This window comes from Bradyrhizobium sp. 17 (assembly GCF_023073515.1).
GTDB lineage: Bacteria > Pseudomonadota > Alphaproteobacteria > Rhizobiales > Xanthobacteraceae > Bradyrhizobium > Bradyrhizobium canariense_D.
Genome location: NZ_JADPJQ010000080.1, coordinates 1 through 13,215 on the forward strand (window position 1 = coordinate 1; position 13,215 = coordinate 13,215).

At 58.5% G+C, this 13,215-nt stretch carries 10 protein-coding genes; all 10 read right to left on the reverse strand.

The features are described 5' to 3' along the window. Window positions 1-291: 291 nt before the first annotated feature. On the reverse strand, window positions 292-1,533 hold the full coding sequence (locus tag IVB13_RS15915; protein WP_247489558.1) for an oligosaccharide flippase family protein: 1,242 nt from the start codon (window positions 1,531-1,533) through the stop codon (window positions 292-294). Between the two features lie 73 nt (window positions 1,534-1,606). Next, window positions 1,607-2,905, reverse strand: coding sequence for a glycosyltransferase family 4 protein (locus IVB13_RS15920; protein ID WP_247489560.1), 1,299 nt, complete (start codon window positions 2,903-2,905; stop codon window positions 1,607-1,609). Next, window positions 2,902-4,173 (reverse strand): hypothetical protein, encoded by a 1,272-nt coding sequence (locus IVB13_RS15925; RefSeq protein WP_247489562.1) that lies wholly within the window; start codon window positions 4,171-4,173, stop codon window positions 2,902-2,904. The genes IVB13_RS15920 and IVB13_RS15925 overlap by 4 nt, the downstream gene beginning before the upstream one ends. A gap of 61 nt (window positions 4,174-4,234) precedes the next feature. After that, window positions 4,235-4,993 carry a hypothetical protein gene (locus IVB13_RS15930; protein ID WP_247489564.1) on the reverse strand — a complete coding sequence of 253 codons (759 nt, stop codon included), beginning with the start codon at window positions 4,991-4,993 and terminating at the stop codon, window positions 4,235-4,237. Window positions 4,994-5,585: 592 nt separating this feature from the next. Continuing rightward, window positions 5,586-6,314, reverse strand: coding sequence for a hypothetical protein (locus IVB13_RS15935; protein WP_247489566.1), 729 nt, complete (start codon window positions 6,312-6,314; stop codon window positions 5,586-5,588). 79 nt (window positions 6,315-6,393) lie between these two features. Then, the gene (locus tag IVB13_RS15940; protein WP_247489568.1) at window positions 6,394-8,652 is read right to left on the reverse strand and encodes a polysaccharide biosynthesis tyrosine autokinase; all 2,259 of its coding nucleotides are present in this window, start codon (window positions 8,650-8,652) and stop codon (window positions 6,394-6,396) included. 258 nt (window positions 8,653-8,910) lie between these two features. Beyond that, window positions 8,911-9,525: a hypothetical protein gene (locus tag IVB13_RS15945; RefSeq protein ID WP_247489570.1), complete on the reverse strand. Its 615-nt coding sequence runs from the start codon at window positions 9,523-9,525 to the stop codon at window positions 8,911-8,913. Between the two features lie 126 nt (window positions 9,526-9,651). Continuing rightward, a complete protein-coding gene (locus IVB13_RS15950; RefSeq protein WP_247489699.1) occupies window positions 9,652-11,139 on the reverse strand; it encodes an O-antigen ligase family protein in 1,488 nt (495 codons plus the stop codon). Window positions 11,140-11,161: 22 nt separating this feature from the next. Next, window positions 11,162-11,644 carry a hypothetical protein gene (locus IVB13_RS15955; RefSeq protein WP_247489571.1) on the reverse strand — a complete coding sequence of 161 codons (483 nt, stop codon included), beginning with the start codon at window positions 11,642-11,644 and terminating at the stop codon, window positions 11,162-11,164. A gap of 256 nt (window positions 11,645-11,900) precedes the next feature. Further along, entirely contained in the window at window positions 11,901-13,103 is a 1,203-nt protein-coding gene (locus IVB13_RS15960) for a polysaccharide biosynthesis/export family protein (protein WP_247489573.1), read from the reverse strand. Window positions 13,104-13,215: the final 112 nt, after the last annotated feature.

The following is a 13,215-nucleotide window of genomic DNA, read 5'->3' on the forward strand; positions in this document are numbered from 1 at the left end:
TCAGATTGATGATCTGGTCCAGCCGCGCCCGGAACAGATCGTTCGATCCCGTCGTCTTGTGCTTCTTCGGTCGCATCGCCACCTCCGATGCGACCACCGAATCATGACTGGCGATTCGACGGAATCCTGAAAATGAAATTGCAAGGTTCCGATGCTCCAAGCATCAAAATCCTGCATTCCAAAAACAGTCCACAAAGACAAATGCGATCCTAGCTCAATCGCTTAGCCGCTCTTCACGGACGACTGTCTATTCGCACGGAGCCAAGTTTCGAGGGCACTAACAAGCACAACTCAACTGACCAAACTGGGCGAACTCTCCGCCCCCAATACGGAGAATGCCTTTGCTATCACCTTGTGCCGGTGACAGGCATACCCGAGTAAAGCCGCCCAAAGGATCTCGGCGAGAAGAATGCCCGTCGCGGTGCCGGTTCCGCCAAACAGAAAGGTCAAGGCAAGTAACAATGGCCCAGCCACCATCGCACAAATAAACTGAACAGATGCGTACTCCTTGCTCAAGCCTTCGGCGAGTAAAGTGTTTACACCGAACACCGAACTGACCGCCGAGAACGCTGGGGTGAAGGCAACGATCCGCAGAACGCGTGCGGAATCGGAAAATGCCGAGCCACCGAGTATTTCCACTATTTCTGCGGCAAACGCGAAAGTGGCGAGCCCACAGATTGCGGCAGCGATTATGACGGCTAAATTAACTACCCCACGCACGCGCTGCTGAATCCCGCCGTTCAGGCTGTGTCTAGCCGTAACCAAGAACAGCGCTTGGCTAACCGGGGCAACCACTCCCATGATCGCAAAGCGAACCCGATCGGCAAGCGCATAGATCGACACATGCACCGCACCGCTAGTCACGGATAACATGACTATCCCTAGGTCACGAAGAGAGGCCGTCGCAATCAGCGCGGCGAATTGCTTAGAATCGCTTCTGAAAATTCTAAGGACCCGGAAGGCGGACGGCCATGATCCTGCTCCTCCTTGCTGCCAGACCAAAACGGAACACGCTATAAGCGCCAATAATTGAGTCACCGCTGTTAATGTCAGGATCAATCCAACGTCACCTGAATTTCTCACTAGCAAATAAATCAATCCGATCCAAATTCCTTTGCTGAGCGCGCTTATGCCAGCGAAGGCATATATTTGGCCAATGCTATAGATTATCCAACGCGGCGTAAGACTGGTCGTGACGGGCAACATGGCGGCTGCGATGACGTAAAGCCAATTGTGATCCGTGACAACATACGAAGCGATCGCGAAGGCCATCAGAGTGGGAATCAACAAAGCGGATTTGAGCGCGGTCGTATCGATCGCAAGCTGCCGTAATCCTCCTTCCGACTTCGCTCTGGCCACGAGTAGGGGGCCATTCACATTGAACGAAAAGTCGGAGACCAAAAGCACGTAGTTGCTGTAACTCAGCAGAGTCATATAAATTCCAAATTGCTGCACTCCAAGTGATCGAGCGATGTGCGGCAATGCCAACAGTGGCACAAGGAAATTAATCGCCTGAACACAGACGATCGCCAATGCGCTTTTTCCTATCATCCGAAACACGGCGTGTGGTGGTCCTGAATTAAACGTTCCCGAGCCTATTGCCGGATCAACGACTTGCCTTTGCAAACCCACGTTTGACAATTTGATAGGTAGCGTAGACTTGCGGCACGTGGAGAATTCGGAATAGCGCCTTCTGGCTCAGTGTCGGCATTGATCCGAGACCCTTTCCTTGAATCTCGGCCAGCCAGGAAAAGTCGGGCGGTATATCTCCCAATGCGTCAAGCCGGCGCTGAAGATCAGCTCTATTAGTGCTTGCCAGCACTGAGTTGTAAATTTGAACAGCTTTCGAGCTCACTACATTGACACCAAACCGACCTTCTATCCAAGACGACCCCTTCTCTCGTACGCGCTCGCGGAGCGCTTCATCTCTCTGAATGCGCTCCATCGCCTCCAACACGCCCTCGATATCTCGAGCAACTAAGCCTCCCTGCTCGTGCCCGACAACTTCGAGTTGGCTGTTATCCCGAAGCGGCGTACTAAGAGTGATAACCGGCGTGCCGCAAAGTAATGCCTCGCAAAGCACCATTCCAAAGCTTTCGCCAATCTCTGCTATGTGGAGAAACGCATCCATTGCGCAATAAAGTGATCGTAGTCGCACATCATCGTCGATGGGAGCTAACATCACTATCCGGTCGCGAACCGATTGCCCGAGTCTAGCGACTTCTTCCGCATACTCGGGGGGTGCGCCGACGAGTACCAAACCAATGTCATTGCCGCTCGCTAATGCTCGGAGGAACACTGATAAGATTTTTGGCGACCACTTAGTAGGCATCGGCTGGCCAATTCGGCCAAAAAGAAATCGGCCGGGAGGCACGCCGAGCGAGACCCGAACTGCATGTCGCTCCTCTGCCTCGATAGCTTTAAAGTTGGTCGCATCTACAGCGTTCGGCAGTATCGTCGCGGTCGAACTGTCCCGAGACGCGCGCCACATCGACCACTTAAACCAACACCAACGCGATAGCAAACAGTGAACGTCTATAAGATGGCGAGCCTCTGTACCATCATATCGGGCAAAAACGTTAGTTTCGACGATGCGCGCGCCCTGTCCCTTAAATGCCTGAATCAGGGCGGTTTCACGCTTGTTTGGGTAGCCCGACCTATGGAAGTGAACAATGTCAGGGCGCCAACGAATTGCCTCATCGATAAAAGGATAAGACTGATCATTTTCGTCGGGCGCAAACACAGGCACGCCGGAATCGCGGAAGAAGCGTTCGCGGGGCCCGCTCGCGTTATATGCGAGCACAGCTACACTCACGCCCGCTTGTTTGACGCCGAGTGTGAGGTTCTGGGCAACGCGCTGAGTACCACCGATGCCGAAGTCCGTTACAACTGTGAGAACCCTCATGCCCTCACACCACCTTGGCTCGGCTGGCGCAGCACGCTCACGCCGCTATCTTTAGATTTGTTGCCATACCTGCTTCGCGCAGCATTCTTCGCGAGTACAACCGCCGGCATAAACGAAGCTAGAATCACTGCTGAAATCCAGTTGGACCTTCGAGCGAATACCGGACCCGTAAGGTATTCAGCGAAAAATACGATCAGCAGACCGAGCAGAGCCCCCCGCAGTGCTGGTGAATAGGGAGAGGCCAGCTTTCTTAGCAAGAAAAGACAGATAAGAAGCTGGCTTATCAGTCCAAGAACCCCAAAGTGAAAGAGACTCGCAAGCAGCGCATTGTGAATTTCTATTCCCTGCGGCAAGTCCTCAAAGGAATAGCCGTGCCCGAGCATGAATGAGCCGAAATCAATCTGCGCAAGCGTTTCGGATAACTGATCTTGGCGGTATCGAACCGTCGTGTATTGGTCTCCCATCAACAACAGTTGCAGTATGCGGTCTCCAAGCAGATTGGATGAAACCAGAAGATACGGGATCAGTGCAGCCGGTATGGCGCTCCCCGCAACCAACAGAAAAACGTACCTTCGCGCCAACAAGAGCTGTGCCGCCAAAGCCGCAACAACCGAGCCGACCGCGGTGAGCGAAGCAGAGTAGACCATGGAGTAACCATCGACCACCATGAAAAGGACTAAAATAAACGTCGTCAAGACCTTCCTGTTTGGGGGCGCTCGGTTCAGGAGAAGATGTAACGCAAGCACCATCCCGATGCCGGCTATTGCGCCCGCCTCGATAGGATGTTCCGCGAGCCCCGTTGACCGGAGCCAATCCTGAACTCCCTCGCTAAAGACGGGTGAGATGCTGGTGAACAAGCGGAATTGTCCCTGAAGGATAACGAACGCCGACGATATTGCTGCCGACAAAGCTATGCACGCAATAGCTTCATTGATCGTCAAAATCTTCTTGCGATCGATCAAGGTCGCCATCAAAAACATGGCGATCATAGCGACAGAGACAACGATGCATTTACTCAGGTGTTCTCCTATCGCGGCACTTGGAATTGTTGACACAAGGGCAGCAATCGCGAACAGGACTTGGCTTACCACGATAAGGCGCAGGTCCTTGTCCCGGGCGGCAGAATTTGCTGTCGGCGCAAGCAGCAATAAGAGAATGCAAAGGGGCGCGAGGGCATCAAATACTGTCAAACTCGCAATACGAATTGCGCTCCAGACCGATACAAGCAGGCAAGCCATCGCCATATAGCGGGCAGGAAGACGCAACATAAATATCTAACCCTGTTAAGTTGACTGCCTAACTGAACATTACACCAATTTTCCGTTCGGCTTAGTTCTTGAGATTTTGACTATCGTCGCGTTGCCAGACTTCCACCGATCGGACGGTGATTGGAGATTTCTTTCCCGAGCCAAGAACCAATATCAGGTGCATGCGATCGAGAATCCCAAAGGCCCATGAAGTTTCGGCTTTTGGCGGCGGCGGCTGATCATCGAACTTCGTCCAAGTGATCGAATCATTGCTGGTTTTGCCGTCTAGGAAAAACGTCATGCTCCCTCGATGTTCGTCTGTCGCGGGTACCCACAAAGCACCAAATTTGTGAAATTCCCGCCAGTCAGAGTTAGACGGCGCAGTCTGAATCCCTTTTGCATACGGACTTCCAAAATCGCAAAACCGGTTGGCTCCGCACGAGCCATAAGTGCCGTACCAGTGGTGAATTCCCGCGCCGTACTCGTTCTTGGTACGACGCCAGCTTCCCTGGAGGTCATATTCAAAAAAATCCACTTCGGCAGTATTCAAATAACCCGATTGCTGACCCTTCCAACGCGATTCCGGCCAGTTCAGCACTGACTCTAGAGTCAGTGACCACCATGCTGGCCAGACACCTTCCTTGAGATCAACCTTCTGCGAGTCGAACGCAATCTCCGCTTCGAAGTAGCCCCCGCCACCGAAAGCTATTCCAGTAAAATGAGGGGGGGCCAAGGTTCGAGCGACGGTGGTTATGTTGCCGTCGTATTCCGCGCCCCCCGTCACGAGCTTGCCGTCCTCAATCTTTGTCGCCACTTCATTACGCGGTTTGAAAAAATTCATTCGATACCACTGAAAGCCGGGTGCATCCGCCCCGGCTAAGTCAACATTATGAGATCCGAACTGCCGAGTTATGAACGTTCGCGTCTTATACCCGGCTTGAAGAGCCGCTTCGGGAGGCTCCCCATGGACGCGCTCAATCAGAGCAGCCAGAGCGATCGTAACCGCTGCAACTCTATAGGTCACAAGTCGAAAACTGGTCACCAGCGGCCTCTTCGCGGCTATCTTGCCTTGATCGTATATCTAAACGTCTTCATACCGCTCATCGTACCCAGGAGGGTGCCTAATCGGTCGAAGCTAGGTATGCGCAGCTCGTTGCATTTATCCGAATTGAAGTAACAGACTTTGACATGAGCGGCCTTCCACAATTAGTTCTTGATGCTTACAACGTGATCGATGAGTTCGGGATTAACAGAGTGCGAGCGCGCAGCAGCCTCCAAGCACGGCCGATTTAGGCTGTCGCGGAGACTGGGGCGAATTTGACTGTTCGGGCTCGCCCTGAAGAGTCAGCCTCGATCCATTTTGTGAAGCCGTTTGCGCGTGCGATGGCAAAAGGAAGAGCAAACTAACAGCAGTGAATAGTGCGGTTAAAAGCCTAATCACGGGCGCCATGCCTTTCATCAAGCGAAACCCCGGGCACACTGACAATCAATCCTTCCCTCCTTACCCCCTTCGCAAACGCTTCGCGCGGAACTGCGTCAACGTTCGATAGGCTCGCAAGAAGCCGCTCCTTCTGCAACCAGCCGATACCCATCAAAATGAGCGCGGCATCTTGCACGAAATCGCTATTCACCAAGCTTGCAAATTCCGCTACCACCCTTGCCTGCATCGACTCGCTCAGGCTTCCAAATGCTGCGAGCGCGAGCCGATTGCGCCGAAGCGCAATCCATCCTTCCAGAGGCCCGCTCGCATAAGATTGCTCGAGAAAAGCAACCGTGCTGTCCTCGAAGCCATTGCGCAAAACCTCTCCGGAATACAGCATGAGCCACGAAAAGGAGTCGGTCGGATTGAACGCCAAGACTAATCTCAGCCTCTCATCCGCCGCGGTCACATCGCGATCTGCTTGATCTGGGTCCTTTCGCCCTATCGCCTCTTCAGCGATCCGCAGCCGTACCAGCGCTTCCGCGCGCGGCAAATCGCTGCGCTCGACAATCGGTTTGGGGCTGGCCAGTATCGATGCCAACACTTCGCTCAGCGTCGCTGATTTGAAGCGATCGTCGGCCAAAATGCGCGCCGTCACGTCTTTGGCCGGAGCCGCCGACCGGAAGGCCGGCAGCGTGACGGCGGACCAGATGACACTGGCAAGACCGAGCAGCAGCAGCACAGATCGTGCGCATCCTTCGAGACGCCTGCTTCGCAGGCTCCTCAGGATGAGGGCCGGTTGCTGCCCTTGGCGATGATCGCTACTCCACATACCCATATCGGGCATAGTATTTCTGGTAATAATAGCGGCCGTGGTAGGACTCGTAGCGCGACATCAGCTTGGTGTCGGCCTTGTTCAGCACGACGCCCAACAGCTTGTCCTGAATCTCCGGCGCGCCGCGTAGATTATGGCGGACGACGTCGATCTTGGTCTTGCCCCACTCCACCACGAACACGAAGGAATCGACGAAGGGCGAGGTGACGCGCACGTCCACAACCGGCGCCATCGGCGGCATGTCGAGCACCACGTAATCATATTTCGAGCGCAGCAGCGCCACGAGGTCGCGCATCGACTTGGAGGCGAGGATCTCGTTGGTGTGCAGCAGCTTCGAGGTGGTGCCGGCGGGCAGAATCGCGAGCCTGGTCTGCGGGTCGATGCTGATGACATCCTCGAGCTGCGCCTTGTGTGCGACGATGTCGACGAGCCCGGCTTGCGCCTCCGGCAGCAGGGCGCGCGAGAGCGAGGGGTTGCGCAGATCGGCATCGATCAGAATCACCCGCGCGCCGCCGTGGGCGATGAGCTGCGCAAGATTGGTCGAGAGCGTGCTCTTGCCCTCGTTGGGGAGGGTCGAGGTTACCGCCAGCACGCGGTTCTCGCGCACGATGGAATTGAGGTCGACCGCCACCTTCAGCGACCGCACCGCCTCTGAGAAGCGGGACAAGGGGTTGTCGACGACGTAACGCAGCAGATCCGGCTCGGGATTTCTTTTCTTGCGACCGAGCTTGCCGGGAAGCGCCGTCGCGGACGCCTGCGGGCCAAGTGCCGGCAGGATAGCCACGCAATTGGTGCCGAGCTGCTCCTCGACCTGGCCAGTGGTGCGGAACACCCTGTCGGAGAGCTCGCGCGCCATCGCCGCGCCGAAGCTCAGCATCAGGCCGCCAAGCAGGGCAGCCGCGAGGATGACCAGCGACTTCGGCGCGCTCTTTACCAGCGGGGTGGTCCCCGCGCTGATCACGCGTGCCTCGGTGATCGGGAAGGACTGCTGCTGCACGCTCTCCATGTAGCGCTGCAAGAAATTATCGTACATCGCCTGGTAGCTCTGCGCGCTGCTCTCGAGCTCGCGAAGCTGGACCTGCGCCTGGTTGGTGAGCTGGGATTCCGAAACGATGTTGTTCAAGCTGGTCTTGATGGAGTCCTCGCGCGTCAGCGCGATGTCGTAGTCGCTCTTGTAGGATTCCTGGATGCGCTTCAGCTCGTCCTGGATGTTCTTCTTGATCTCCGCCATCTGGGTGCGCAGGTTGACGGCGGCGAGATGGTCGCGGCCGTATTTGACCGACCAGATCGATTCCTTGGAAGCGAGGTCGACGTATTGCGCGCGCAGCTTGACGATGGTTTCGTTTTTCAGCGCGTCGGCGACGTTGGCGTCGGGCACGTCCTGCTTGAGAATGTCGGTCAGCCGGTCGAGCCGCGCCTTGGCTTCCGCGGTGGACGCATGCGCCAGAATCAGCTGACTGTTCACCTCGGACAGCTGCTGCTGGTTCATCAGCCCCTTGCCGCCGGTGTCGATGATGTTGTTGGCGCCCTTGAAATCCACCACCGCTTTCTGCGCCGCAGAGGCCTGAGTGCGCAGCTCCTTGATGCGGTCCTGCAGCCAGACGCTGGCGCGGCGGGTGGCCTGGTATTTCGCCTCGAGCTGGTCGACGATGTAGGCATCCGCAATGGCATTGGCGATGCGCGCGGCTTTGGCCGGATCGCGCGAGGTGAAGCCGATCTCCATCACGTAGGTTAGGCCGAGGCGCTTGATGGTGCGGTTGCTCGCGAATACGCCAAGCGCCTTGCGCGTCAGCTCGAACTCGGACGACGGACGACTTGATGAGAACAGGCCGGTGACCGAGCCCGTGATCGCGCCGAGCAGGCCGCCGCCGCTGCCAGTGAATTCGGGATCGTCGGTGAGGTGCAGGTCGCGGATCACCGCGAGGCTGATGTTCTCGGATTTCAGGATCTCGACCTGCGTCTCCACCGTCGCCGAGTCGATCGCGATGTCGCCGAGCACCGATTGCTGCTGGAATAGCTGCACCTTGCGGGTGTCGATCACCATCGAGGCGGACGAGGTGAACTGTGGCGCGGCAGTGAAGAGATAAAGCAGCGCCAGGATCACGCAGGCAGACACGATCGCGATCATGGTCGGGAACTGGCGCCTGATGATGTCGAGATAGGAGGTCAGCGTCTGCGACGGAGAACCGTCAGCCTCGGCGAAATCACGGTTGATCTCCGAGGTCCGCTTGTTCACCTGCAACATCTAGCAATTCCTGAAATGGATCGATGTGTTTATGGATTGGAAGTCTGCCGAGAGCCCGCGGCGTTTCGGAGCGAACCTGATCCGTAAAGCCGACGCCGGGCGCAAGCCTAACACAATGTAGTCTGCAATTGAACGTTGTTGGTGCAGCGCACCGTGCCGCTGCCCCAGGATCTTGCATGAAGCTTAACGGCGCGAACGCGAAAGCGGCGCTCGGTGGCGCCGCTTTACTGAACTTGACAAGGGTCTCTAACGCACGGCTCAGCGCGGGCTAACCTGGTTGACGGTCGTACCGCCCACCGAGCCGCTGCCAATTGTGCTGGCAGAGTTGGACGAGTGCAGCCCGCCGAATGTGCTGGCGCCGCCACCCGATCCGCGGGTCGGAAATCCGCCGGTACCGGTCGGACCACCCGAGCCGGAGCCGCCGCCACCGCCGCCAGCCGCCGCGATCGCGACGTCGCCGGTTGCAGCCTGGTAGGCTGCGATCACCTCAGGGTTGCCGCTGCCGGCGATCGCGGTCTGGATCTCATTGGCGAAAGCCTGGTCGGTCTGCGCCGCCATGCGGGCGACCTGGGCAAGGCCGGCCACGATCGCACGCATCTGGTCCTTGGTCGTCGCCGGATCCTTCAGAAGCGCGATCAGGCCCGGCAGCGTGGTGGGATCGGAGGCGCCGAGATCGCGCACCCGCGAGATCAGCTGCGGACCGCCGGTCGGATATTGCTGCAACAGGCTGGTGGGCGCGCCCTTGAAGTCGGAAATGACCTGCGTCGGCAGCTGGCGCTGCGGCGGATAAACGGCAGCGCTCGCGGCCGTGGCAAGGGTCGCGGCAAGCGCCGCGGCCGCAGCCAGGCGAAGCGCAACCTTGATAACGCTCATAATCAATCTCCAAAAAATCAGCTGCCCTGCCCCGGGCAAATGGCCGTGCAGCGCGAAACGTACCGTAAGTAGAAGGAGCTGTCCAATTATTCTAAAGACTTCGTAAACGGCGCAACTGCTTCAAATCTAGACAGTTTTGTGAAGCTCGCGGGCGCGGCGCAAGCTCCGCGCAGGCTGCGTCTGGCGCCCCTCCTCCCGCCGTTCGGCGATCTCGTCGCCGCCATGTGGCGCCGCCTCGCCGGAGCGGAACGACTGCGCCAGGCCGGCGCCGAAAAGCGCAAAGAATGGAATGCTGTAGCCAGGCACCTGGAGCGTGAAGTCCAGGCACGAATGCAGCAGCGAGAGAGTGGCGGTCGCCGCTGCCGCAAGCGGGACGATGACGTCCCGCCGCCGCGTGAACACGCCCTTGGCGAGGACGAGCAGCATGATCGCCCAGCCGAGCGCAACCAAAAGCGCCACGGGAATGCCCACCTCGGACGCAAGCTCCAGCGGCGTCGAATGCGCCGCATCCCAGACGCCGCGAATCGAGATGTAGGGGCTGCGGTAGGGCGGAAACGCCCATTGAAACGTGCCCATGCCCGTGCCGAACCAGGGATTGTCGGCGATGATCCGCAGCGTGGATTTCCAGGCCTCGATGCGGCCCTCGTCGACCAGGCCCTGGCTGTCAAAGCGGCTGGAGACCTGGCCGCCGAGCAGCTGCAACAGCCCCAGAGCGATGGCAATGCCGGAGCCGAGCGCAATCCAGATGCCGGTGCGCGGCGGCAGGTCCTTCCTGAGGAAGATGGTGGTTGAGACGATCATCGCGACGAGCGAAAGACCGACGCCGGCACGCGAGGTCGTCATGAACATCGCCATCAGGCAAATGAGCAGAGACAGCAACTGAGGTACAATTTTCCGTGGAGCAAGATCGGATATCTGTCCCCAGAGGCGCTTCCATTCGACACGCCGCTCCGGCAAGCGGCGGCGGACGCTCTCGAGGATCAAAAGAATCCAGATCACAGCACAGGAGCCGAAGTAAGCCGCAGCGGTGTTGCGGTTGATGAAGGTGCCGGTGACGCTGCCGAGATAGGCCATCTTGTCCCGCCACAGGATCATGGTGGGCTCGATCAGGAACGAGGCGACGCCGTAGAACGCGTAAGCCGCGCCCGAGATGGCGATCACCCAAAGCAGCCGTCGCGCCCGCTCGCGATCGGCGCCGACGGTGATACCGAGGACGATGGCGAGGATGTTGGCGAGCGGTGCGCCGAGCGCGAAGAACGCTTCGTTCTTCACGATCGAAGCCGAAGGGGCGATCGGCACGCCCAGAAGGTCTGAAGCCTGTTTCCAGATCGGCTGAAACGGTGCAACCCAGGGACGGTCGGAGAGCTGCTCGTGCAGCACGAAGGCGTAAGCAGCGATGATGAGTCCGATGCCTGCGAGCAGCCAGACCTGCTGTCGGCGCAGATCGCGCGTCGGCGCGAAGATCACGGCGACCCCGAGGCACAGGCACCAGAACGCAATCGACAGGTCGTTGGTCGAGCCGAACGGGAACGGCGCGCCAGCCGCGACGAGGTACAGGATGAAAGTGGCCGGAAGGCTCCAGGACCAGCGGATGTTGGGAAGCCGAAGGCGCATCGTCGTCAATGGCAGCCCAATCTTAAAAGAAGCAATCGATCGGATAGATCTTCAGGTCCACGTTGAGGCGGCTGACCCGGGTCTGCGCCCGGAAACCGTAGAATAGCCCAAGATCGTCACTCCCAGGCTCGAGTTTTATTCCGGGGGTTAATTCATCCGGCGGGACCAGAAGCCCGATGTGCCGGTTTATGCCGGAGATCTCGATCCGCCGCTCTCCCTCGCCGAAATGGCCGCCAAGCTGGGTCACGGTGACCTTGGGCATGCCGCGGCGCTGATGACAGACCTCTTCCTCCCATAGCTTGGTCTGCTGGACCAGCGGTTTGTCTGATCTATCGGGAACAACGATGTCCGAGAAAGACGGGTGCAGCATCCCGAAGAACTTGCTTTCCCTGGAATTCGCCGACAGCCGGACGGTGAACGAGAGCTCCCCGTTGGCCCCCTTGAGGCGGTGCAAGATCGGCGCATCGGGCTCGGCGGAGACCAGCACGTCGATGCGATGGCGCACGCCGAGCTGCTGAGTTTGGCCGGCAGCCTCGCCAAGCGGCGCTGCTGCCGCGAGAACAAGTCCTAGAGAGTACCAGACTGCTTGCCGTCCAAACCGCATGAGCCCTCGCCACACTGCGGGGGTGACCGATGACCGGCGCCCCTTGCTCAGTGGTGCCTTGATCCATATCCCGAGCAGTACCGCCGCGATCGCTAAACGAAAATGGCACCGGGACAAAGCCCCGGTGCCATCGCTTTTGGTGGATCAAGCTCGCTTGTTACGGCGCCAACTTGATGTTGTTGCGGAAGATCAGGGCGTTGTTTCCGAGGTTCACGGCATCGTTGCCGGTCGCCATGATCACACGGAGGTAGTTCAGGAACTTGGCAACTTCGACGTTGCGCGAGTTCGAGACATAGATCACGTCGCCGGTCTTCATCATGACCTTGGTCGCGAGGAAGAAGCCGCCCGGATCGCGGAAGTTCACGTTGAAGATGACGGGGACAGTCTCTGAGGTGTACTTGCTGACATCGATGCCGAGCTGGGCAGCAACCTCACGCGGTTCGCGGCGATAGAGATAGACCGAAGCCGGATCGGCCTGGCCGTCCAAGAGGCCACCGGCCTTGCCCACCGCTTCGCCAAGATTGATGCGCCAAGCATCGAAGTTGAACTCGCCGCTCTGACCGCTTGCGCCGAACGCCAGAAACTTCTGCTGCTCGCGATAGACATAGATGCTGTCGTCCGGACGAACATAGATGTTGTTCTCGGGCGCCATCACGAGATTCTCGAACGGCACGGTGGCGCGCCTGCCGCCACGCTCCAGCATGACCCAGGTCTCAAAGCCCTGGCCCTTGATGCCGCCTGCGCGGGTGATCGCGTCAAGCACCTTGTCCTTCGCACCCGCGGCGCTCGCCGGATAACGCGCCGGCAAATTGACCTCGCCGAGCACGCTGATGAGCTGGGTGCGCTGCGAGGCCATCGCAACGACGACCTGCGGTTCGATAGCACGATTGGAAATTTTCTCGACAATGGCGCGCTGGATTTGGACCGACGTAAGGCCTGCCGCCTTGACCTGACCGGCATACGGCACCGTGATGAAACCGTCATTGTCGACCGACTGGTCCGGGATGGTCACGAAGTTGCCTGGACGGACGCCGGCTTCCGCCGGGATGAACAGACCACCCGCGGCGGCTTCGAAGATGGTGACGGCGACGACGTCGCCAATCCCGAACACGATGCTGGCCGGCGGCCGCTTGTCCGTGAACGCCCCCGCGAGACCCTTCGGTTCATGGGTGTGCAGAATGTTGACCGTGGCCGGGTTGAGCGGCACGAGCTCGTAGGCCGGCGCGCTTTCCGTCTGAATGTGGTTGTTGACGTCGTCGGTTAACGGTCCCGAGCCGGGATTGGTCGAGCAGGCGCCAAGCGCCAGAGCCACGGCTAAAAAAGCCGGCTTCAATACATAGGTCTTAGCAAAGGAATGCATCAACGCGCCCCGATCGTCCCGAATTACCTCAAAGTGGTACGGTCTGGCGGGCGGCGCGACAAGGGTTCCGGGCCCAAACCTAGGGTAAACGATGCAATGAGTCGGCCAGTGT